The organism is Campylobacter sp. MIT 99-7217 (assembly GCF_006864365.1).
Classification (GTDB): domain Bacteria; phylum Campylobacterota; class Campylobacteria; order Campylobacterales; family Campylobacteraceae; genus Campylobacter_D.
Genome location: NZ_QHLJ01000001.1, coordinates 92,596 through 114,471, shown reverse-complemented (window position 1 = coordinate 114,471; position 21,876 = coordinate 92,596). Strand labels below are relative to the sequence as shown.

Sequence of the window (21,876 nt, the reverse complement as noted above, 5' to 3'; positions counted from 1 at the left end):
TTTAGCTTAGGCTTCATTGATGATTTTAGCCACATCTGTGCTTTCTAATTTTTCTTGCTCTAAAAGCATTTCGGCAAGTTTTAAAATTTTATCTTGCATTTTTTCAAGATAAAACTCTATCTCATGCTTTTGTTCTTGCAAGGTAAGCTCTCCTACCATATCATAGCTAAGCATGAAATTTAAAAGCTCTTTTGCCTTTAAAAAGTCATTTTGTGAGTTTGTATAGCTTTCATTATAAATAAGCTTCATTGCCGAAATACCTGCTAGATAAACTTTTATCTTATTTAAAAGCTCTGATTTTGACTGGATATTATGCTCATATTCTTTAAAACGATCCTCTATCAAGGTGATCTTTTCAAAGCCCACATCAAAATAATACGCCGCTAATGCCTTAGCTGCTTGATAAGTGGCTTGAATTTTCTTTTCATCTTCACTTAGAGTAAGGATCTTTTTCTTTCCTAAAAGCACCTTGTTAAAAACAGCATAAAAATCGCTCTCCTCGACCAAGTCCCCGCCTCTTCGCAGGGTATTAATCGCTGCTTCATTCACCAAGGTTTCAAGCCCTGCTCCGCTAAAACCAACGCTTGCTTTAGCGATATTGCTTAAATTTACATTATTTTTCTTATCTTTCATATAAATTTCTAAGATTTTAAGCCTATCCTTAAAATCAGGCAAGGATAAAAAGATCCTCCTATCAAAACGCCCGGAGCGAAGCAGTGCTGGATCCATAAGTTCGATTTTATTTGTGGCAGCTATGACTATGACTCCGCTATTATCCTCAAAGCCGTCCATTTGGGTTAAAAGCTGATTTAAGGTGCTATCTCGCTCGACATTTGACATCTCGCCTCTTGCCTTGCCCACGGCATCGATCTCATCGATAAAAATGATACTTGGAGCCATCATTTTTGCTCTGCTAAAAAGCTCGCGAACCCTTTTTGCGCCCATGCCCACATAAATTTCAACAAAACTTGAACCACTTTGATAAAAAAAAGGCACAGAAGCTTCCCCTGCAACAGCCTTAGCAATAAGCGTTTTTCCAACGCCAGGAGGTCCTACCATTAAAACGCCCTTTGGCATTTTTATACCAAAGTCTTTGTATTTTTTAGGATTTTTAAGAAAATCAACGATTTCGCTCAGCTCAACCTTGACCTCATCAACCCCAGCCACATCTTCAAAATTTACATTTGAAATCACAGGCTTAATATTTGTGCTTTCAAGTGGGCTTAAATTTGCGTTGGTATTTGGCTTAGGGCTAATGGGAAATCTTTGCATTTGCCTTTTTCTTGCAAAAAATACCATGCTCAAAAGAGTAGCAAGCACCAAAAAGAAGATAAAAATCAAAAATAAAGCATCATTATCCTTTTTAAACTCCACAGGCACTTTTTCTAAAAGCGTGTTAAGATCAACCCCGTCTTTAATGATGATATAGTTCGTATCAGCTGTTTTGAGCCTAAGTTCATGACCATCAAAAATAGCCTTTTGGATCAAATTCTTTTCAAGCAAACTTTCATAAAGGGCTTTGTCTATGTATTTTGGCTCGTTTTTAAAATACGCAAAAACAAGCAAAGCACAAAGCAAAATAAAAGAAATATAAATGATTTTTTTCGTCTTTTTCAAGCTAAACTCCTAAATTTGTTTGATTATAATTCATTTTTACTTCATAATTGCTAAGATTTATCCACTCTTTTTGTAAATTTGTGGGGGAATAAATTTTCATTTTATTATAAAACTGATCATAGCCCTCATAAAAAATCTTACCCAAATCATCTTCCTTAGCACTTTCCACAAGCACTTCAAGTGCTACATTAGAAGCTTTTTGAGACTTTTTAAACTCGAGATTGTTTTGTGCGACAATATCTTTGAGTAAATTTAGCCTTTGTTTTGCAAGATCTCCTAAAACTTCGTTTTTAAGCGTAGCTGAGTGCGTGTTTGAGCGAGGACTAAAAATAAAAGCGTGCAAATGCGTAAGCTTAAATTCCTTAAAATTTTCCAAAGCCTCATTCCAAATTTCCTCACTTTCTCCCGGGTGTCCTACGATAAAATCAGTTCCCAAAGCAAAGCCTTTATCTTGGAGCTTTTTAAAAAGCAAAAGATCATTTTTTGTATGAGAACGGCGACGCATAATGCGAAGCATTTTTTCGCTAGTGTGCTGAAGTGCTATATGCAGGTGCTTTTCAAGCCAAGGCTCGCTTAAAATTTCTTCAAAACTTTTATCAATTTGCACAGGCTCAAGACTGCCTAAACGAATGCGTTTTATGCCCCTTATTAGCCCCATTTCTTGCAAGAGCTTTCCTAAGCTAAAACCTTCTTTAAGCCCATAGCTACCGATATTTGTGCCTGTTAGGACAACTTCGTTAAAGCCATTTTGTGCTAGAATTTTAACCTGCTCTAAAATCTTTTCTTTACTCACGCTTCTAGCCTTGCCACGAACACTAGGGATAATGCAGTAACTGCAAGCAAAATCGCAACCCTCTTGAATTTTTACAAAAGCCTTAGTATGATTTTCATACTGCAAAACGATATCTTTATCGATGAAATTTAAATCCCCAAGCTCAAAAAAACTTTCCTTAAAGCCTAAAAATTCGTTAATCTTATCTTTATTTGAAGCTCCAAGCACACCAAAAATTTGCCTTTTATCCAAAAGCTCCTTGCCCTTACTCACTGCTCCACAACCTGTGAGTATGACCTTAACCCCTCTTTTTTTAAGCGAGTTTATATAAGCTCTTGTGCCACTATCTGCACCATTTGTAACCGTGCAAGAATTTACAACAACAATATGTGCTTTTTCTTCTTCATTAGTGATCTCATAGTCTTTAACATAGCTTTTTAAAAGCTCTGTGTCATAGATATTTGTCCTACAACCAAAGGTTTTAAAAAAGACTTTTTCCTTACACCGCAACAAATTCTTCTCTTTCAAAATGTGCTAAGGCTTCTAAGATAACTTCCTTGTCTATATTTGAAACGATTTTAGCCTTGCCTATATTTTGAGCCAAAATAAAATTTAAGCTCTGATTGAGACTTTTTTTATCAAGATAAAAGGCTTCGTAAAATTCATTAATATTTTGAATTTGATAAAAACTAGGAAGTTTAAATTTCTCTATGAGTTTTTTAATCCTCTCAAACTCATTTTTATCAATCATCTTTAATTTTAAAGCCAAGACATTTGCCATGTTCATACCAATAGCTACAGCTTCTCCGTGCAAATAAGTCTTATAATGGGTTTGATTTTCTATGACATGAGCAAAGGTATGTCCGTAATTTAAAAGCATTCTACGCCCTGATTCTTTTTCATCTTCTTCAACCACTCTAGCCTTTAAATTTATACTCTTAAAGATAATCTCGCCATAAATACTATCATCAAGCCTTGCATTTAAAAAATCACTCTCATTAAGTGTTTCTATAAAACTTAAAATCTGTTCATCAAAAACCACAGCCATTTTGATAAACTCAGCCATTGCAGCACTTAATTCCCTTGATCCCAAAGTTCTTAAAAACTTACTCTCACAATACACAGCACTTGGCTGATAAAAACTGCCGATGAGATTTTTTCCAAAACTTGAATTGACACCCGTTTTTCCGCCAACAGCCGCATCAACCATAGCTAAAAGCGTTGTAGGGATATTAATAAATTTGATCCCTCTTTGATAAATGCTTGCTACAAAGCCCCCAATATCTGTAATCACTCCTCCGCCAAAGGCTATAAGCGTGCTTTTTCTATCAAGCTTTGAGATAAACATTTGATCTAAGATATATTCGACTGTATTTAAATTTTTATACTCTTCTCCGTCTTTTATAGTGATGATAAAAAGCTCCTTAGCCTTGATCTTCTCAAGCAAGCTTTGAAGATGAAGTCCTGCCACCTTTGCATTTGTTAATATAGCTACCTTTCCTTTAAATTCGAGTCTTTCTAACTCATCAATAAAAACATCATAAGAGTTTTTTTCTAAATTTATTGGAATTTTCATCGTTTTCTTACCTTTTAAAAAAGTAAATTTTATCTAATTTTAGCCCATTGGGATAAAAAGTTGGTAATTTTTATTCATTTTATAATACAGCCTGCTTAAATCCATACTCAAACTTTGAGCAAAATTTATACCTGCAAGATCTTGATTAAAACTAATAAACTGCAAGCTATCTGATCTTAAAGAAAACTCAAGTATAGGATTTTTATCCTTTTTATCAATGATCTTGATCTCTTTGTTATAAAGCTTTGAAAGGGTTGAAAAATGCTCTAAAATTTGCTTTGAGTCTAAATTTGGATCATAATGATAAAGCTTTACCTCCATATCAAGTTGTTTTCCTAAGTCTATAGTAACATTTGCTTGCTTTTCGATCTCGCTTTCATCAGAGCTTAAGATAATGGCTTCTTTAATATCCTTTAAAGGCATGAGACCAAGTTTAAGCACAGGGATCTTAAGCTTAAAAAGTTCTTTTTTATGCGTTTCAAAATACTTAGTGCCAAGAACCAACACGCCAACATCATTGCCCATTACGCTTTTTTCAAGCTTGTGTTCATCGTATTCAAAATGAACGCTGATATTATTTTTATTAAGTTCTTTTAGCTTGTGATAAAGAGGATTTAAGCTTGGATTGATCACTCTAAAAAGTAGTTTTTTGTTATTGATTTTTGAGTGCAAGAAAAGGCTTGATTCATAGGCATTTTCAAGCTCTTCTAAGCTCATATTTTTCATATCTAAAATGGCTAGTATATTGCTTCCAAAAGGGCTTGGAAACTGCCCCCTACTTTGCGTGGTCTTATGAAAGATACCTTGCAAAACACTTGGCTCTCCAACGATAAGCATACTATCATTTGGAAGTAAGATCAAAGAAGGATTTGCAAAGATCATTTTAGCATTGCGGTAAATGAGAGCAATACGCCATTTTTTCTGCTCGATAGATCCTACATACCTATACGCAAAGGCTGAGTTAGCAGGAATTTTAACCTCCATAATCTCGCCTATTCCAAGTCCTACAAATTGTGCTGTATGTGCGATATTTGGCAAGAAATTTAAAAATCTATTGCTTAAAATGCCTCTAGCATCGATAAGATCACAATGCTTATCATTAATACTAAGTCCCCAAAAATCCATAAGGACAATATCCACTTCTTTATTTAAGCTTCTTAAGTTTTCATAGGTGTTTTTAGCATCAAATTCATCTTTCATATAGATAAAAATTTGGGTAAAATCTTGTATCAATAAATTTTGCATTTTTGAAGAACTTGTGGGATCAAATTTATAAAATTTAGTATTTTCATTTTGCACATTCATGCTTATGCTTTCATCATTATAATAAACAATATGCAAAAAAGAAGTTAAAGCTTTTTGCAAACAAAGCCTTTCTAAGAAATACTTTGCTAAAATACCATCAATAATAACTAAAATATTATCCATAAAAACTCCAAAGAAAAAAAGGAAATTATAGCAAATGGAATTTAAAATAAAGCATAAAGATAAAAATACTAAGGCTAGGCTTTGTGAGATTAAAACAGCACATTCAAGCTTTGAAACACCTATTTTTATGCCTGTTGGCACAGCTGCGGCTGTAAAGGCTCTTGATAGTGTGGATATGAATGAGATCTTAAAGGCAAAGATCATACTTGCAAATACTTATCATTGCTACTTAAGACCTGGTTCAAAGATCATAAAAGCTCTTGGCGGACTTCATGGCTTTACTAAATTTCCACATTCTTTTTTAACTGATAGCGGGGGCTTTCAAGCCTTTTCTTTGAGTAAAAATACCAAGCATTTTGAAGAGGGCATTAAATTTAAAAGCCATATTGATGGAAGTAGCCATCTTTTTACCCCAAAATCAGTTCTTGATACTCAGTATGATTTAAATTCAGATATTATGATGATACTTGATGATCTTGTAGCCTTGCCAGCTAGTAAAAAACGCATTGATTTATCGGTTCAAAGGACTATAAAATGGGCAAAAGAGTCTATAAATTATCATAAGCTTAAGCAAAATGAGGGCATAGGGCTAGATCAAAATATTTTTGGCATTGTGCAAGGTGGCACTGACTTTGAAGCAAGAAAGCTTTGTGCTGAGGCTCTTTGTGAATTAGACTTTGACGGACTTGCTATCGGAGGGCTTAGCGTTGGAGAAGAAAACACGGCTATGTATGATACAGTGGAAGCTGTAATGGCTTTTATGAATGAAAACCGTCCAAGGTATTTAATGGGGGTTGGAACTCCTGAGGATTTGGTGGAAAATGTGCAAAGGGGCGTTGATATGTTTGATTGTGTCATGCCAACAAGAAATGCAAGAAATGGCACGCTTTTTACAAGCTTTGGTAAATTTAATATCAAAAAGGCCGAGTTTATAAGTGAAAATGAGCCTATTGAAAAAGCTTGTGAATGCTATACTTGCAAGCATTATTCAAGAAGCTATTTAAATCATCTTTTTAGGGCAAAAGAGCTTAGCTTTTTTCGCCTTGCAAGCCTTCATAATCTACATTTTTATCTAAATTTAATGGCTCAAATAAGAAAGGCGATTAAGGAGGATAAATTTAGCGAGTTTAAAAAAGAATTTTATGCAAAAAGAGGCGTTTATGCTTGATGAAAATTTAAAAGTATTTTTACAAAGCAAGCTTTCAAATACCTTATATGCCGAGTTTGATTCAAAGAAATTTTTGATTTTAAGCTTTGAGAATGAAAGTAAAATATTTTCTTTTGAAGAGGGTCAAATTTATAAATTTCAAAACGAACAATTCACGCCTTTTAGCTTAAACGAATTTAAAAACGAGCTTAAAACTAGCCTTGAAAAAATAAGTGCTGAGCTTAATCACCTGCAAAACATACTTGAAAATAAAGAAAACAATGTCCTAAAAGGCAAAAGCTCACAGAATTTCTTTAGAAAGTCTTTCATTTTAAAGCAAAAAATCAATAAAAATCTTAAATTCCTTACCCAGCTTAACGAGGCTTTAAATTTGCTTTCAAGCGAGGAAGAAAGCCTTAAAAAGTCTTTGAAATTTATAATTTTTTCAGCAAACACCTTGCAAAAACACGCAAAAGAAATTCTTTACCGCCTAGATAGCTTATATACTCTCATTGCTTCTTTGAAAAGCGAGAAAACGAATAAAAATATATACATTTTAAGTGTGATTTCAACGATAATCCTACCTTTAAATTTGATCGTGGGCTTTTTTGGAATGAACACAGGCGGGCTTTTTCTAGCGCAAAATCCTTATGGAACAAGCATTATAACGGCTTTTATCATACTTATTTTCGTGGCTGGAATTTGGTATTACAAACGCAAAACAAGCCAGAGCGAAGAACTTATTTTATTTGAAGAAAAAAAATCAAAAAAGACAAGGATATAATTTAAACTTATTTTTAAAAATATTTTGTTAAAATAACAACTTTTTAGCGCTCATAGCTCAGCTGGATAGAGCATTTGATTGCGGTTCAAAAGGTCAGAGGTTCGAATCCTCTTGAGCGCGCCACTTCTTACAAGCTTAGTGAGTAAAAATGACTCTTGAAGAAATCTTAGAAAAAACCAAAAATGTCCGCCTCATCATCGCAAGCAAATACGCAGATGAACTCACGATCAAAAAGCTAGCAAAGCTTGGCTTTAAAGAATTTGGAGAAAATAAGGTCCAAGCACTAGCAAGCAAAAAAGAAGCTTTAAAAGATGAAAGCTTAAACATAAAATGGCATTTCATCGGTACGCTTCAAAGCAATAAAATTAATCTTTTGCTTAAACAAAAGCCTATTTTATGGCAGTCTTGTAATTCTTATGAATTAGCCTGTGCGGTAGATAAAAGGCTTGATTATACCCTGCCTTGTTTGCTTGAGATAAATTCAGCAAATGAGAACTCAAAAAGTGGCTTGGATACAAAAAGAGCCATCGATGAATATCTTAAAATCAAGCAAGAATGTAAGAATTTAGAGCTTTGCGGAGTGATGAGCATAGGCGCACACACAGAGGATAAAAAGGAGATCATCAAAAGCTTTGAAAGCACTTATAAAATTTATGAAGCCTTGCAAAAACATGGAGCAAAGATTTGTTCTATGGGAATGAGTGGGGATTTTGAACTTGCTATAAAATGTGGCTCAAACATGCTAAGGCTTGGCTCTATCATCTTTAAAGCACTTCAAAATCAAACTTAAAAAAATCTTTATCAAATCTACAAATTTAAGCCTTGATTTTATTTTCCTTAATTTTTCCTAAATTTCCGTTTTTATTCAAAATTTAAGCAAAATTTCAAAAAAATAGAATTTTGTATTTTATTTTAAGGAGAATTTATGAAAAAAACCTTTCTAAGCCTTGGCGTAGCTTGTCTTTTAAGTAGCTCTTTATTAGCTGAGCAAAACATCTTTTTTATAGGTGCAAATATAAATTTTGCTCGTATTGCACAAGAACAAGAAGCAAATACTTTTCTTTTCACAGCTTGGGAAAAAAGCAATGCTACTGCTTTTGGTGCAGGAGCTTTGATAGGATATAAACACTTTTTTAATGATAAACTAGGCTTTAGAGCATATCTTGATGCCAATAGCAATATATTTTAAAAAGAGGGTTTAGATGAAAGTCTTTCTTACATAAGAGCTAGTGTAAATTTAGATCTTTTGTATAATTTTTATAATGAAGCAAAAAAATCAGGTGGCATTTTTGTAGGCATAAACTCAGGTGGTATAGAATGGGACGAAAAGCTTTATACAGGAACTAATGATGCAGAATATTTTTTTGGTAGCTTGGGATTTAATGTAGGTATAAGGAGTAAATTTTCAGCCCACAATATAGAATTTGGAGCAAAAATCCCTTTCGCAAATGAAAATGTCATCACTGAAACCAGAGCTTATAAGCTAACAATGAAAGAAAATTATAATCTATTCTTGCGTTATATCTATGATTTTGAGTTTTAGTTTGTTTTAAAATGAGCTATCCAGCTTTTTCTAAGCTTTCTAAAATTTTCAAAATTTGCCCAAGTACTCTAACAATTTGAGCCATGATATCTTGTGCTTGCACATGGTATTGTGCTTGCATATTTATATCATCGCTTGATCTTGCAAGACTATTAACCTGTGCAAGTTGCTTGTAAAGTTGTTCAAGTTGTTTATAAAGTTGATTTAAAGTATCTGACACAGGATCAGAGTTTGCTTCTTGGCTTTCTTCAGTTTGTGTTCCTTGAAGCTCTCTTATAGCCTCTATCTTATCCTTTTGTTCTAAAGGATAAGGACTTATTTTTTCATCATTTTTTTCAGTATTTGCACTTAAAATTTGCTGATACGCAAAATTTACTCTTGAAATTTCCATACAAACTCCTTGGAAGCAAAATCGGCAAAAAACAAAAAAACTTAAGTTTTAATACTTTATTCATCCTTATAAGAAGTATTTGCCAGCTCTTGTAAGGAAAAATCTGCGATTTTCTCATACGAAAAGCCCTCTTTGCTAAGGTATTCTAACAAACTTTTTTGCATGATAGTGCTTGCCTTTACAATTTCATTTGAAAGCTCAAAGCTCATAGGCTTTATCCTCTTTGGAACGACGGCTAAAATTTGAGTTTGGGGTAAATCTCCCATAAGCTCCATATACTGCAGAGTTTGAAGCATTTCAACCTCATGAGCTGAACCACTCCAACTTATACTCTTTGGCATAGTCTCATAAGGAAAGAAAAAAACATCTCCAACACTTGCATTATCTGCTTCTATGCAGTCAATAACGATCATTTTATCATACCTAGCTATAATGTAGCTAAGTTGCATAGCCAAGGTCCCTCCGTCGATAAAATCAAGGCTATGCTCTTTGTGTGTAAATTTGTAGTTTTTTTGAAGCTGTTTGCAAAGATGAACGCCTATGCCCTCATCTGCAAACATGATATTTCCAATGCCTAAGATTAAGTATTTCAAAATCTTGCATCATCTCTTATATACTTGTATCCGCTAAAAATAGCGTCCAAGCTTCCATCACGCCCCTTAAGTGCATTAAATACCGCCATATAAATATGAACAGGCAAAAAGATAATGATCACCCACATAAAAATTCTATGATAGGTGCGAACCTCAGCTAAGCCTCCAAACATAGCCTCAAAAGGACGAAGCAAGTCATAAAGCATGCCACCAAGTCCCTCATGATAAACATGCACATAAAGAATAAGTCCTGTTAAGATGATCCCAAACATAATCGCATAAAAAAAGGTATAAGTTGCAAACTGCAAAGGATTATAACAGCCCTTATGATGAGGGTATTTGCCTATGAAAAGATAGAATTTAATTTGTTCTATCCAAGCTTTAGGATCAAGTGCTTCTTTAAAGCTATTTCTTTCTTTCACGCTCATTTTATCAAAAAAGAAAAGATAAACCTTGAAAATCACACAAGCGATCAAAACAAAACCTGCTACCTCATGCACGAAGCGGTATTTTGCTTGCATAAAATTTGTTGGCTCTCCTGTTGAAAGAGGACTTTGAAAAACATAAGAAAGATAAAAGCCTGTGCCCACCAAGATCACGATACTAACCGCTCTTAGCCAATGTGTAGCTCTTAAACCTATGCTAAATTCATACTCTGTTCTGCGTGGCTGCCCATCAAGTTCAGCTCTAACGCTGTTAAGTGCGACTCTTTGTTCCATGTTCGCTCCTTTAATTTACGCTCACTTTATATTCACTCAAGTTGTTGCCTTTTGTATCCATAACATGCACAGCACAAGCGATACAAGGATCGTATGAGTGAATTTTGCGTATGATTTCAAGTGGTTGTTTTACATCGGCAATTTTTAGTCCCAAAAGACATTGCTCATAGCTTCCACCAACACCTTTGGAATCCTTTGGACTAGCATTCCAAGTCGAAGGAACAACAGCTTGCCAATTTTCAATCACGCCATTTTTAATCCTACACCAATGACTAAGTGTTCCACGAGGTACATTGCCTATGTATCTGCCTTTGTATTCTTTATTTACATCGATAACATAAGGCGCACAAGTGCTTTCATCGACCTTTAAATTTTCTACTAAATTGTCAAAAGCCCTAAAGACATTTTTACCGATGATCGCTGCTTCTATACAACGAGTAGCGGTTCTTCCAAGCGTGCTTAATACAGCTGTTATAGGAAGTCCTGTATCTTTTAAGAATTTATCAACAACAGGAACAACATTTGCATTTCCTTTTACATAATTCACAGCGATATTTGCCAAAGGTCCTACTTGCATAGGCTCACCATCATATCTTGGAGCTTTTATCCAGCTGTATTTGCCTTTGGTATCAAAATTCTTCGTATGAGCTACATTTCCATGATGATCTATACTTTCTCCATCAACAAGCCCTGTATAATTTGGAGTAGTATCGCCATCATAAGGGTGCAAAGGCTCATCTTTTTGATACCAAGAATGAGTCGCCTCTTCAGTGATCTTTTCTTCTTCTACTTCATAAACCTTGCTCAAATCGCCATTTTTAATGATACCACTTTCAAACAGCCATTCATTAGCTCCAAGTTGGAATTCTTTATAAGTGAAGAGGTTTGGCACACCCACATCATTAACTACGCTAGGCTCATTTGCATAGGCTTTTCCTGCCATGATAAGATCAGGATAATAAGCACGGTTAACAAAATCAACCACCTCTCTCATTTTTTCAAGATATTCACCCATTCTAGCAGGAGATAAAAGATCCATAACACAAGTTACACCGCCAACTGTAAGGCTTTGAGGGTGAGGATTTTTTGCTCCAAAAATAGCCATACATTGAGCAATTATCCTTTGTACTCTTAAACATTCTAGGTAGTGAGAAAGAGCGATAAGATTTTGCTCAGGACTTAAACGATAAGTTGGGTGACCATAATAAGCATTAGCAAAAGGTCCTAAATTTCCCTTATCAACAAAGGCTTTTACTCTTTGTTGCACTTCCAAAAGCTTATCAGCTCCTGTTGCATAAGGCACATCAGTATAAGCAAAAGCTAAATCACTCGCCTTTTTTACATCAGCACTCAAAGCACTAACTATATCCACCCAATCAAGAGCATGAAGCTGATAAAAATGCACGATATGATCATGTAAAAATAAAGCTGCGTTCATCAAGGTTCTTGTTAAAAGAGCATTTAAAGGAGGTGTTATGCCAAGTGCGTCTTCAACAGCAACAATACCAGCTTTATAGTGAGAAAAAGTACAAACACCACAGATTCTTTGAGTCATAAAACCCACATCACGAGGATCGCGACCCCTTACTATGGTTTCTATCCCACGCCAAAGAGTTGAGCCTGCATAAGCTTCTTGAACGACATTATTATCATCAACAACAACTTCAACCCTTAAGTGTCCTTCTATCCTCGTGATAGGATCAACAATTATCTTTTTACTCATTTTATTCCCCTTTTTCCTTACTCATCGTAGCGATTACTGCATGTGCCGCTATAGCAACGCCAGCTAAACAAAGCACACCTACACCTATCTTATCAGCGACCGCATCAGCTCCCAAACCACCAAAGACAGAATCAAATTTATGCTCCGCCATAGGTTTTTCAAAAGGTTGCATAGTATCCCAGAAATTTGGCTCCGAACAGCCTATACAGCCATGTCCTGCTTGGATAGGCCATGAAGTGTGTGAGTTAAATCTTTCTCTTGAGCAGTTATTAAAGGTGTAAGGTCCTTTGCAGCCCACTTTATAAAGGCAATACCCTTGCTTTGCACCCTCATCACCAAAATGTTCGACAAATTCGCCGGCATCAAAATGCCCTCTTCTTTCGCAAAGATCATGAATTCTAAGCCCATAAGCCCATTTTGGACGATTAAACACATCAAGTGCTGGAGCTTCTTTAAAAAGTAGGAATTGCAAAACATTGCCCACGATATTTTTTTCACTTGGAGGACAGCCAGGAACATTGATAACTGTTTTGCCTGTAACTTTGCTTAGAGGCTGGGCGTTACTTGGATTTGGTCTTGCAGACTGAATACCTCCATATGAAGAACAGGTGCCAATAGCTAAAATAGCATAAGCATCTTCACAGGCTTGTTTTGAAATTTCATAACCCGTTTTTCCATGTGCTCCTACTGTTAAAAAACTTTCAGTAGAACCCATAGGGATACCACCTTCTACCATTAAAACATAATTTCCCTTGTATTTTTTAATAGCATTTTCTAAATTTTCTTCTGCTTGCCAACCTGAAGCAGCCATGACTGTTTCATGATATTCTAAGGAAATATAATCAAAAATAAGACTATCAATCGTTGGTGTATCACTTCTTAACAAACTTTCACTACAACCGGTACATTCAGCCATATGAAGCCATACAACAGGCAAACGATCCGCAAGCTCAGCAGCCCTTGCAACAAGGGGAACAAAAGTAGTTGGTAAAGCCAAAAAAGCTGTCATTGCTCCAGCCCACTTCATAAAATCGCGACGAGAAAATCCAGCCTTTTCTAAAGCCTTTGGGATAGAATTTTGTGGATTTAACGCTGGCATTCTTTCAAGCTCATTGAGCCTAGTCTCAATTTGTTTAAAATCCATGAGAATATCCTTTCTTTTTATTCAATATTAAAATATTTCATATCATAATAAAATAAAAATTATTAAAAAAATATAAATCTTGATAAAATATTCTAAATTTTTTCTAAAATTTTTATTAATTTTTCTTAAAAAATAATACAAAAGCTTTATTTTGTAGATATCTTAAAGGCTGGTTAAAAAAAGCAGGAATTTATGGCAAAATTTTCTCAAATTTATAAATCTTTTTTAGTATTAAAACTAAAATTAACCTAATTTATAGCGTATCTTTTTCAAGGTTTTATGGTTGTGATTTTATAATACAAATTTGTCGTTTTAAGTACCTTAAGCCTTGAGCTTAAAATTTCTTGAGAAGAAGAAATAAAGCTATTTTGAGCGTCTAAAAAGTCTTTTAATTCACTTTTGCCAAGCTCGTATTTTTGCGCATAAGCCTTAGTGATAAGCTCTTGTTTGGCATTTATAAGTCTGATATTTTCCAAAAGTTTTTTGTTAAATTCATAGTCTTTATAGCATAAATAAAACTCATTTAAAGCCACCTGCAAAGCCTGTTCATACTCAAGTCTTAAAGCCTCGTAGGAAAACTCAGAAATTTTGATATTTTGTCTAACCCTAGCAAAGTCCAAAAAAGGCAAAGAAATTTGCAAAGCACCACCTAAATTTAAGTATTTAAAGCTTGGATTAAATTTTTCATCGCTACCGCTTAAACTTCCACCCAAGCTAACACTTGGTAAAATAGCCTTTTTAGCTGCTTTAGTATCCTCAAAGGCTGCAAAAAGAGCATTTGCTTTTGAACGCACATCAGCTCTATAAGCAAAAATTTCCAAAGGCAAATCAAAGCTAATATTTAAATCCTTAAAATCCGTCAAGGACAAGCTCTCAAAGTTTTTGAGCCTTAAAAAGCCCTCTTGCTGACCTAAGAGATCTTTTATATTTTTTATAACAAGCTCTTTATTTTGCTGGTTTGAAAGTAAATTTTGTCTGGCTTGGTAAAGGCTTTGTTCCATGTTTAAAAACTCAAGTTCTTCGACCTTTCCAAGTTCGTATTTTAATTTGTAAATTTCATAACTTTGTTCTAAATTTAAGATATATTCTTTGAGTAAGTTCTCAACATCATTAAAATAAGCCAGATCAAAAATATAATCAATACTTGAATTTATAGTGCTTAGACGCAAATTTTCAAGATCATATTCGCTTGCTTTTGCACTAAATTCCTTAGATGAAATTTGATTTGAAATTTTGCCATAAATATCAAGTTCATAGCTTAAATTTAAGGAATTTGAAAAGCTTTTTGATTGTGTTCCTAAATTCAAATCCTTAGCTACATTTGCTCCTAAATTTCCGCTCAAGCTTGGATACATGTCAAAATTGATAAGCTTATAATTTGCCACAGCCTTAAGCAAATTTATCCTTGCTATATTTATATCTGCATTATTTTGCTCTATATATGTGATAAAAGCATTTAGATCCTCATTTTCATAGCTTTTCCACCATTCTTTACTTAGATTAAGCTCTTGAAGCTTGATAGTTTGCAAATTTGGCTCATTGATTTGTTTTAATTTTCCTGAGCAAGCTATGAAAAATGCACTCAAAACGATATAAAAAAGTATTTTTTTCATGATCTATTCCTTTGAAAGGGCTGAGATAGGGTTTAAATTTGCTGCGTTTTTGGCTGGAAAAAAGCCAAAGATAATGCCTATAAGCACCGAGCTTAAAAGCCCAAGTACCACGGAGCTAGCAGACATGATCATTAAAAAATCGCTGCTGATAGCATTAAAAATAAATACAACAGCAAAAGACAAAGCCACGCCCAAAATGCTACCCATAGCACAAATCATCACAGCTTCAATCAAAAATTGCATTAAAATATCCTCTCTTCTAGCACCAACAGCCATGCGAATGCCAATTTCTCTTGTGCGTTCGCTCACGGAAACAAGCATGATATTCATCACGCCAATACCCCCTACGATGAGGGCTATAAGGGCTATTGAGGAGATTAAAATCGTCATTGTGCGGGTGTTTTCTTCGATAGCTTGTTTTATGCTATCTGAATTTATGGTGAAAAAATCTTTTTTGCCTCTTTTGATCTCTAAAAGCCTGATAATGCCAGCTTCTGCTAGAGTTGGATTTGCTTCATCTTTGACCTTGGCAACTATATCTTTTATCCTCTTATCTCCTGTAACCTTGTTCATGATCGTTGTATAAGGAGCATAAATTCTAACCGTAGTGCTTTCAAACATTCTGTTCGTATCTTTTTCAAGCACCCCTATGACTCTAAAGGGCTGACCGCTAAAAATAAAGGTTTTATTCAACACATCTTGGGCATCAAGATCTGTAAAAATTTGCTGATGAGCGTTATAATCAATCACAGCAACATTTGCACTTGATAAAATATCCTCATCATCAAAGGAGCTTCCAGCAGCGAAATTTAGCCCCTTGATCTTAAATTCATTTTTTCCTATGCCACTTCCTGTAGCATTTAGCGAAATTTCTTTATAAGTAACAATACCAGAAGTGCTAACCTGTGCCTCAACAGCTTCAAGATAAGGCAGACTTTGCACAGCTTTAAGATCATTAAGATTAAGATAACTTCTCCCACTTCTAATATCGCCAAAACCCCTACCTGCTTTGATTTCTATCGTATTTGTGCCAAGTCTTGAGATAGAAGAAAGCACTTGTTCTTGTGAGCCAAGTCCTAAAGCCACGACACAAACCACAGAGGCAATGCCTATGATCACGCCTAGCATGGTTAAAAGCGATCTTAGTTTATTTGAAAGTATTGATGAATAAGCGATTTTAAAGCATTCGGTGAGCTGGTTTTTTAGTAAGGCATAGTTTTTAAGCTCCTTTGGCATTTTATGGCTTGCTTTTTGCTTTGGAAGCTCCGCAAATTGGCTATCTTTGATGATTTCGCCATCTTTGATTTCTATCACTCTTTTTGCCTTGGCAGCTATACTTGGATCATGCGTTACAAGCACTATGGTATGACCCTTGGCATTAAGATCTTGTAAAATTTCAAGCACCATGATACCGCTTTTGCTATCAAGTGCACCGGTTGGCTCATCAGCTAAGATCAAATCCCCACCATTCATCAAAGCCCTTGCGATACTTACTCTTTGTTGTTGTCCGCCACTAAGTTCATTTGGCTTTGAATTAAGTTTATTTTGAAGCTCAAGATCGCTTAAAAGCTGTTTGGCTCTTTGATCTCTTTGAGAACTTGTTTTTCCTGCATATACAGCAGGTAGGGCAACATTTTCTTTTGCACTTAAAAGACTTAAGAGATTGTATCTTTGAAAGATAAAGCCTATCTTTTCGCGTCTAAGCTTAGCCTTTTCGTCCTTGTCAAGCTTTGTTACCTCATAATTTTCAAAAAGATAACTCCCGCTACTTGGCTCATCAAGTGTGCCGATGATATTTAAAAGACTTGTTTTACCACTTCCACTTTGCCCGATGATAGCAACAAATTCGCCCTTACTAATATGCAGATCAATGCCTTTTAAAATCTTTGCTTCGCCGATATTTTTGCGTATATTTTTTAAAGTGATCATGCTTTATCTTTTGGGAATTTTTGGCTTACTAACATTGCTTGTATCCGAACTTACGATAAGTTCTTCTCCCTCACTTAGTCCTTCTAAAATTTGAGTATTTAAAGAATCTTTTAACCCTAGTTTTACAGGCTGATTGATCTTTTGTCCATCTTTTAAAAGTTCGACAAAATACCCTTGTTTATCTGTTTTTATCGCATAAGTTGGCACAGCAAGTGTGGCTTTAGCAGAGGCTACTATGATTTGATTTTCCGTACTCATGCCTATGCGTAGGAGATTGTTTTCATTTTTAACAAAAAAATTTGCGTAGTAGTAAATGGCTGTGCTGGAACTTGATGAACTTGAGCTTGAATTTGAACCTGTTGCATCAGAAATTTCAGTATTTGCTGGATCTATGGTTGCTATTTTAGCTTCAAATTTGGTATTTGGATCGCTTAAGATAGAAAATCTCACTAGCTCTCCAACCTTGAGCTTACCCACATCAGCTTCAGCAATTTCCATTTTAACTTCCATTTCGTCTAAATTTGCGATTTTTACGATAGTAGGCGTGGTTTGATTAGCATTTACGGTTTGTCCCTCATCAACGGCTACATTGATGATGATACCTTCCATAGGAGCTGTTATCGTGGTGTAGTCAAGATCTTTTTGGGCATTTTTAAGTGTGATTTCAAGCTGAACAACCTGAGCCTCAAGATCAGCAACATTAGCCTTTAGGGTGTAAAAATTACTCTTGCTTGTTTCTAAGCTTTCTAGCGAAGTACCTTTAGCAGCGTAGAGCTTTTGCTCTCTTTCGTATTGGCGTTTAGCAATTTCAAGGGAAACCTTGTTGCTTTCAAGCTTAGCCTTAGCACTTGCAAGCTGGGCTTTAGTGATATCAAGCTCATTTTGTTGTTTATCCTTATCAATTTGTGCGATCAAATCCCCTACTTTTACCCTATCTCCTATCTTAACATAAAGTTTAGTGATTTGTCCACTAACCTGAGCACCCACATCAACCTGAGTTTTGGCATAAACCTCGCCAATAGCTTCAATGCTTTGTTCAATGTCTATTTTGCCCACTTTTTGAGTGATGAAATTTGGCTTTTCTGTCTTAAAAAATACAAAAAAAATGATCAAAAAAAACATAAGGGCTAAAAATGTGATGATAAGGTATTTTTTCATTATTTTTCCTCATTTATAAAAGAGTAATTTTAAATTTTTTTTGTGAATTTAAAGTGAAATTGTAGCAAAATATGATTTATTGATTTTTAATATTATTTTGTAAAAATAAAAAATATATTATTTTTTAATAGAAGCTCTAAATTTTAAGATAAAATATACAATAAAAAATCACTAGGATAAATGAAAATGTCTCAAGCCGTAGCCAACATTTTTGCAGGGGTAAATGGAGCTGGAAAAACTACTCTTTATTACAATGAACTTGAGCTGGGTAAAGATCTTGGCTACAGAATCAATGTCAATGAGATCGTAAGTAGTTTTGGAGATCCAAAAAATGCGAAAGATCAGGTTAGAGCTTCAAAAATTGCCATAAAAATGAGAGAAAATTATATCAAATACCATAAAGATTTTAACCAAGAAAGTACACTATGTGGAAAAGCTATTTTAAAGCTCTTTGAAAAATTAAAGGAACAAGATTATCAAATCAAACTCTTATATGTGGGTTTAGAAAGCCCAAGTCTTGCCAAGCAAAGAGTGAAAATAAGAGTAGCTAAGGGTGGACATCATGTTAATGATGAGACTATAGAAAAAAGAGATTATGAATCCTTAAGAAATTTAGCTAAAATCGCACATTTATGTGATGAGCTTATCATCTTTGATAATTCAACAAAATTTCAAAAAGTTTTAGAATGTAAAAATAGACAAATAAAAATCTTTCTAGAGCTTGAATGGATAAAGGATTTGGGAGTTTTAAATACTCTTAAACAAATACAACAAACTTAATTGATAATGAATTTACATAAAATAAAAGGAGATGACATGAAAAAAGAATTAGAACTTTTTTCCACAAGGTATTCTTGTAGGAATTTCACAAATGAAGCCTTAAATGATGAGGATTTAAGGCAAATTTTAGAGGTGGCAAGGCTTAGTCCTAGCTCCTTAGGGCTTGAGCCGTGGAAGTTTTTAGTCGTCAAAGATGAGTTTAAAAAGGCTGAGATCTCAAAAATAGCAAATAATCAAGCTCATGTAAAAAATGCTGCTGCTTTGATCATCATCGTTTCAAAGCTTGATTTTGCAAGCACTTTTGAAAGCAAATTAAGAGCTAGAAAGATGAGCGAGGAGGACTTGCAAATGAGACTTAAGACCTATAAGCCTTTTTTGGAGGCAATGAATGCTGAACAAAAGGTATTTTATGCTAGAGAACAAGCTCATCTTGCACTTGGAGGCATTTTATATGCAGCAAATGCTCTGAAAATCGCTACTTGTGCCATAGGTGGCTTTGATAAAAATGCCTTAAATGCTTATCTTAAACTTGATACAAGCAAGGAATTTACAAGTCTTATCGTTGCACTTGGGAAAAGTGCTGATGAGAAAATTCCGCCAAAGCAAAGATATAGCTTTGATGAAGTGGTAAAATTTATCTAAAAAACCTGAGTTTTTGATATAAAAACTCAGTTCGTTTTATTTTCTTATCTGTCCGTCGCCACTGATAAGGTATTTATAAGTGGTGATTTCATTTACTCCCATAGGACCTCTTGCATGAAGCTTACTTGTAGAAATGCCAACCTCGCCTCCAAAGCCAAATTCGCCTCCGTCGCTAAAGCGAGTAGAAGCATTAGCATAAACGCAGGCTGAATTGATCATTTTTTGGAATTTTTCTATATGAGCGTGATCATTTGAAAGTATGCTTTCACTATGAGCTGAGCTAAATTTATGAATATGTTTTATGGCTTCATTTATATCCTTAACAATTTTTACATTCAGTTCTAAAGCCAAATACTCATTTTCAAAGTCCTTTTCGTCTGCTAAAACCACGCTTTCATAATCTTTAAAAAAATCAAAGGCATTTTGATGAGCGTGGATTTTTACCTTAAATTTAGCAAGTTCAGGCTTTAAAAGCGTAAAAAGCTCAGAAGCTATTTTTTCATGCACAAGCAAGCTTTCAAGGGCATTGCAAACGCTTGGTCTTTGGCATTTTGCATTGATGATTATACTTACAGCTTGCTTTAAATTTGCACTTTCATCAGCAAAGATATGACAAAGCCCCTTATCTTGCCTAATGAGTGGAATTTTAGTGTTTTGTGCTACTTCTTTGATCATTTGCGTACTACCTCTTGGAATGAGTGCATCAATAAGATCATCAAATTTTAAAAGTTCATTGATCTCATCTTTACTTTCAAGCATTAAGTAGCATTTTTGCAAATCATATTTTTCAAGCACTTCTAAAACAAGCTTATAAAAGGCCTTACTTGAATTTGTAGCCTCGCTTCCGCCTTTAAAAATGCAAGCATTTGAGCTTTTAAGCATTAAAGCAGTGATTTCAGCGCTTAAGGCTGGGCGTGCTTCATAGATCACGCATAAAAGACCTATGGGGATACTTACTTTTTCTATCTTTAATCCAGCATGATTAACAAAGCCACCAAGCACCTTACCGATAGGTTCATCAAGTCTTGCTATGCATTCTAAGCCCTCACAAAGTCCCTCAAGTCTTTTTTCATTTAACAAAAGCCTATCTCTAAAGGCTTCACTCTTATCAAAAACAAGCAGATCCTTAGCATTTTCTTTTAAAATAAAATCCAAATTTTTTCTTAAATTTGAAGCGATTTCTAAGATGATTTGTTCTTTTTGTTTGGGTTTTAGTTCGAGTAATTTTGGGGAATTTTCTTTGATATTTTCAATCAAGGTTCGCATTTTAATCCTTTATTTATAAAAAATTTGATACATTATACAAAAAATCATATTGAAGAAAGGTAAAAACTATATGAAAAAAGTGGATTTAGTCATAGTGGGTGCAGGACCTGCTGGCATAGGTGCTGCTGTTGAAGCAAAGCTTAAGGGCAAGGAAGTTGTGTTGCTTGAAAAGGCAAATGAAACTTGTCAAACCTTTAGGGTTTTTTATAAGGACGGAAAAAGAGTAGATAAAGAATACAAAGGACATGACAGCAACAACCGCGGACATATCCCTTTTGAAGACGGGACAAAGGAAAGCACGCTTGAAACCTTTGAAAAAGCACTTAAAGAGCATAATATCGACATTCAGTTTTCAAGCGAAGTTGAAAGCGTAAAAAAAACAAATGAAAACTTCATCGTAACGACTCCAAAACAAAGCTATGAATGTCAAAATATCATCATTGCTATAGGTAGAATGGGCAAGCCAAATAAGCCTGATTATAAACTTCCAAGTTCTCTTTCAAAGCTCATTAATTTCAATGCTAATTCAGTGCAAAAAGGAGAAAAGCTTATCATCATAGGCGGTGGAAACTCAGCAGCTGAATATGCTGTAGATCTTGCAGGACAAAACGAGGTTACGCTTTGTTATAGAAAAGATAAATTTACTAGGCTAAATGATACAAATTTAAAAGATATAGAAGAAGCAGGCAAGAGTGGCAAGGTCAAACTCAAGCTTGGCATAGATATCACAGAAGTTCTTGATGAAAATGGCAAGATCAAGATCAATTTTACTGACGGAACAAGCGAACTTTATGATAGGGCTATTTATGCCATAGGTGGTTCTACTCCTGTGGATTTTCTTCAAAAATGTGGCATACAAGTTGATGATAAAGGTGTTCCAAGCTTTGATGAAAACAGACAAAGCAATGTCAAAGGCATTTTTGTCGCAGGAGATATAGCCTCCAAAAATGGCTCAAGTATAGTTGTTGGTCTTAATGACGGCGTTATCATTAATGATTTTTTAAGTAAATAATCCTTAGCCTCAGCTTGAGGCTAAATTTCACTTCTTTTT

At 34.7% G+C, this 21,876-nt stretch carries 21 protein-coding genes and 1 tRNA gene; 9 read left to right on the top strand and 13 right to left on the bottom strand.

Annotated features, from left to right (window positions below; translation table 11 throughout):
* Nucleotides 1-6: 6 nt before the first annotated feature.
* Genes DMB92_RS00595 through DMB92_RS00580 form a run of 4 tightly spaced genes read right to left on the bottom strand, consistent with a single transcriptional unit; the run spans nucleotide 7 to nucleotide 5,393 of the window.
* Nucleotides 7-1,617: an ATP-dependent metallopeptidase FtsH/Yme1/Tma family protein gene (locus DMB92_RS00595; protein ID WP_260604682.1), complete on the bottom strand. Its 1,611-nt coding sequence runs from the start codon at nucleotides 1,615-1,617 to the stop codon at nucleotides 7-9.
* A gap of 1 nt (nucleotide 1,618) precedes the next feature.
* Nucleotides 1,619-2,899 carry a tRNA (N(6)-L-threonylcarbamoyladenosine(37)-C(2))-methylthiotransferase MtaB gene (gene mtaB / locus DMB92_RS00590; protein WP_142681102.1) on the bottom strand — a complete coding sequence of 427 codons (1,281 nt, stop codon included), beginning with the start codon at nucleotides 2,897-2,899 and terminating at the stop codon, nucleotides 1,619-1,621.
* Complete coding sequence (gene aroB, locus DMB92_RS00585; RefSeq protein ID WP_142681101.1) at nucleotides 2,889-3,965, bottom strand: 3-dehydroquinate synthase; 1,077 nt, start codon at nucleotides 3,963-3,965, stop codon at nucleotides 2,889-2,891. The genes mtaB and aroB overlap by 11 nt, the downstream gene beginning before the upstream one ends.
* Before the next feature lie 39 nt (nucleotides 3,966-4,004).
* Nucleotides 4,005-5,393 (bottom strand): COG3400 family protein, encoded by a 1,389-nt coding sequence (locus DMB92_RS00580; protein WP_142681100.1) that lies wholly within the window; start codon nucleotides 5,391-5,393, stop codon nucleotides 4,005-4,007.
* A gap of 34 nt (nucleotides 5,394-5,427) precedes the next feature.
* Here DMB92_RS00580 and tgt point away from each other — a divergent pair, with 34 nt between their 5' ends.
* From tgt to DMB92_RS00550, 6 genes are all read left to right on the top strand, one after another.
* The gene (tgt, locus tag DMB92_RS00575; protein WP_142681099.1) at nucleotides 5,428-6,561 is read left to right on the top strand and encodes a tRNA guanosine(34) transglycosylase Tgt; all 1,134 of its coding nucleotides are present in this window, start codon (nucleotides 5,428-5,430) and stop codon (nucleotides 6,559-6,561) included.
* Nucleotides 6,536-7,324, top strand: a complete 789-nt coding sequence (locus DMB92_RS00570; RefSeq protein ID WP_142681098.1) for a CorA family divalent cation transporter — start codon at nucleotides 6,536-6,538, stop codon at nucleotides 7,322-7,324. The genes tgt and DMB92_RS00570 overlap by 26 nt, the downstream gene beginning before the upstream one ends.
* A 46-nt stretch (nucleotides 7,325-7,370) precedes the next feature.
* Nucleotides 7,371-7,447 (top strand) — tRNA-Arg (locus tag DMB92_RS00565).
* A 25-nt stretch (nucleotides 7,448-7,472) separates the two neighbouring features.
* Nucleotides 7,473-8,114: a YggS family pyridoxal phosphate-dependent enzyme gene (locus tag DMB92_RS00560; RefSeq protein ID WP_142681097.1), complete on the top strand. Its 642-nt coding sequence runs from the start codon at nucleotides 7,473-7,475 to the stop codon at nucleotides 8,112-8,114.
* A gap of 135 nt (nucleotides 8,115-8,249) precedes the next feature.
* The gene (locus tag DMB92_RS00555; protein WP_142681096.1) at nucleotides 8,250-8,513 is read left to right on the top strand and encodes a hypothetical protein; all 264 of its coding nucleotides are present in this window, start codon (nucleotides 8,250-8,252) and stop codon (nucleotides 8,511-8,513) included.
* A 30-nt stretch (nucleotides 8,514-8,543) separates the two neighbouring features.
* Nucleotides 8,544-8,867 carry an outer membrane beta-barrel protein gene (locus DMB92_RS00550; RefSeq protein WP_142681095.1) on the top strand — a complete coding sequence of 108 codons (324 nt, stop codon included), beginning with the start codon at nucleotides 8,544-8,546 and terminating at the stop codon, nucleotides 8,865-8,867.
* Nucleotides 8,868-8,883: 16 nt separating this feature from the next.
* Here DMB92_RS00550 and DMB92_RS00545 read toward each other — a convergent pair whose 3' ends face one another.
* The 8 genes from DMB92_RS00545 to DMB92_RS00510 form a co-directional block, all read right to left on the bottom strand.
* Nucleotides 8,884-9,258: a hypothetical protein gene (locus DMB92_RS00545; protein WP_142681094.1), complete on the bottom strand. Its 375-nt coding sequence runs from the start codon at nucleotides 9,256-9,258 to the stop codon at nucleotides 8,884-8,886.
* A 56-nt stretch (nucleotides 9,259-9,314) separates the two neighbouring features.
* Complete coding sequence (locus DMB92_RS00540) at nucleotides 9,315-9,851, bottom strand: HyaD/HybD family hydrogenase maturation endopeptidase (protein ID WP_142681093.1); 537 nt, start codon at nucleotides 9,849-9,851, stop codon at nucleotides 9,315-9,317.
* Nucleotides 9,848-10,570 (bottom strand): Ni/Fe-hydrogenase, b-type cytochrome subunit, encoded by a 723-nt coding sequence (gene cybH / locus DMB92_RS00535; protein ID WP_142681092.1) that lies wholly within the window; start codon nucleotides 10,568-10,570, stop codon nucleotides 9,848-9,850. The genes DMB92_RS00540 and cybH overlap by 4 nt, the downstream gene beginning before the upstream one ends.
* A gap of 10 nt (nucleotides 10,571-10,580) precedes the next feature.
* Nucleotides 10,581-12,293 (bottom strand): nickel-dependent hydrogenase large subunit, encoded by a 1,713-nt coding sequence (locus tag DMB92_RS00530; RefSeq protein WP_142681091.1) that lies wholly within the window; start codon nucleotides 12,291-12,293, stop codon nucleotides 10,581-10,583.
* Between the two features lies 1 nt (nucleotide 12,294).
* On the bottom strand, nucleotides 12,295-13,437 hold the full coding sequence (locus tag DMB92_RS00525; RefSeq protein WP_142681090.1) for a hydrogenase small subunit: 1,143 nt from the start codon (nucleotides 13,435-13,437) through the stop codon (nucleotides 12,295-12,297).
* A gap of 269 nt (nucleotides 13,438-13,706) precedes the next feature.
* On the bottom strand, nucleotides 13,707-15,050 hold the full coding sequence (locus DMB92_RS00520; protein ID WP_142681089.1) for a TolC family protein: 1,344 nt from the start codon (nucleotides 15,048-15,050) through the stop codon (nucleotides 13,707-13,709).
* 3 nt (nucleotides 15,051-15,053) lie between these two features.
* Complete coding sequence (locus DMB92_RS00515; RefSeq protein ID WP_142681088.1) at nucleotides 15,054-16,979, bottom strand: ABC transporter permease; 1,926 nt, start codon at nucleotides 16,977-16,979, stop codon at nucleotides 15,054-15,056.
* A gap of 3 nt (nucleotides 16,980-16,982) precedes the next feature.
* The gene (locus DMB92_RS00510) at nucleotides 16,983-18,140 is read right to left on the bottom strand and encodes an efflux RND transporter periplasmic adaptor subunit (protein WP_142681087.1); all 1,158 of its coding nucleotides are present in this window, start codon (nucleotides 18,138-18,140) and stop codon (nucleotides 16,983-16,985) included.
* A gap of 177 nt (nucleotides 18,141-18,317) precedes the next feature.
* Between DMB92_RS00510 and DMB92_RS00505 the strand changes: the two genes are divergently transcribed.
* Together DMB92_RS00505 and DMB92_RS00500 are read left to right on the top strand one after the other, a co-directional pair.
* On the top strand, nucleotides 18,318-18,917 hold the full coding sequence (locus DMB92_RS00505) for an ATPase (protein WP_260604678.1): 600 nt from the start codon (nucleotides 18,318-18,320) through the stop codon (nucleotides 18,915-18,917).
* A gap of 36 nt (nucleotides 18,918-18,953) precedes the next feature.
* Nucleotides 18,954-19,559 carry a nitroreductase family protein gene (locus DMB92_RS00500; RefSeq protein ID WP_142681086.1) on the top strand — a complete coding sequence of 202 codons (606 nt, stop codon included), beginning with the start codon at nucleotides 18,954-18,956 and terminating at the stop codon, nucleotides 19,557-19,559.
* Between the two features lie 36 nt (nucleotides 19,560-19,595).
* Here the strand turns inward: DMB92_RS00500 and DMB92_RS00495 are convergent, their stop codons facing one another.
* Nucleotides 19,596-20,825, bottom strand: coding sequence for a glutamate-5-semialdehyde dehydrogenase (locus DMB92_RS00495; protein WP_142681085.1), 1,230 nt, complete (start codon nucleotides 20,823-20,825; stop codon nucleotides 19,596-19,598).
* A gap of 70 nt (nucleotides 20,826-20,895) precedes the next feature.
* Between DMB92_RS00495 and DMB92_RS00490 the strand changes: the two genes are divergently transcribed.
* Entirely contained in the window at nucleotides 20,896-21,837 is a 942-nt protein-coding gene (locus DMB92_RS00490) for an NAD(P)-binding domain-containing protein (protein ID WP_142681084.1), read from the top strand.
* The last annotated feature ends 39 nt before the right edge of the window (nucleotides 21,838-21,876 follow it).

Bases quoted from the DNA above. Each gene is read 5' to 3' on its own strand.
- cybH (WP_142681092.1), bottom strand. From the start codon at position 10,570: ATGGAACAAAGAGTCGCACTTAACAGCGTTAGAGCTGAACTTGATGGG.
- DMB92_RS00495 (WP_142681085.1), bottom strand. From the start codon at position 20,825: ATGCGAACCTTGATTGAAAATATCAAAGAAAATTCCCCAAAATTACTC.
- tgt (WP_142681099.1), top strand. From the start codon at position 5,428: ATGGAATTTAAAATAAAGCATAAAGATAAAAATACTAAGGCTAGGCTT.
- DMB92_RS00515 (WP_142681088.1), bottom strand. From the start codon at position 16,979: ATGATCACTTTAAAAAATATACGCAAAAATATCGGCGAAGCAAAGATT.
- DMB92_RS00560 (WP_142681097.1), top strand. From the start codon at position 7,473: ATGACTCTTGAAGAAATCTTAGAAAAAACCAAAAATGTCCGCCTCATC.
- DMB92_RS00580 (WP_142681100.1), bottom strand. From the start codon at position 5,393: ATGGATAATATTTTAGTTATTATTGATGGTATTTTAGCAAAGTATTTC.
- DMB92_RS00505 (WP_260604678.1), top strand. From the start codon at position 18,318: ATGAAAATGTCTCAAGCCGTAGCCAACATTTTTGCAGGGGTAAATGGA.
- DMB92_RS00545 (WP_142681094.1), bottom strand. From the start codon at position 9,258: ATGGAAATTTCAAGAGTAAATTTTGCGTATCAGCAAATTTTAAGTGCA.
- DMB92_RS00520 (WP_142681089.1), bottom strand. From the start codon at position 15,050: ATGAAAAAAATACTTTTTTATATCGTTTTGAGTGCATTTTTCATAGCT.
- DMB92_RS00525 (WP_142681090.1), bottom strand. From the start codon at position 13,437: ATGGATTTTAAACAAATTGAGACTAGGCTCAATGAGCTTGAAAGAATG.
- DMB92_RS00500 (WP_142681086.1), top strand. From the start codon at position 18,954: ATGAAAAAAGAATTAGAACTTTTTTCCACAAGGTATTCTTGTAGGAAT.
- DMB92_RS00490 (WP_142681084.1), top strand. From the start codon at position 20,896: ATGAAAAAAGTGGATTTAGTCATAGTGGGTGCAGGACCTGCTGGCATA.
- DMB92_RS00530 (WP_142681091.1), bottom strand. From the start codon at position 12,293: ATGAGTAAAAAGATAATTGTTGATCCTATCACGAGGATAGAAGGACAC.
- DMB92_RS00570 (WP_142681098.1), top strand. From the start codon at position 6,536: ATGCAAAAAGAGGCGTTTATGCTTGATGAAAATTTAAAAGTATTTTTA.
- DMB92_RS00555 (WP_142681096.1), top strand. From the start codon at position 8,250: ATGAAAAAAACCTTTCTAAGCCTTGGCGTAGCTTGTCTTTTAAGTAGC.
- aroB (WP_142681101.1), bottom strand. From the start codon at position 3,965: ATGAAAATTCCAATAAATTTAGAAAAAAACTCTTATGATGTTTTTATT.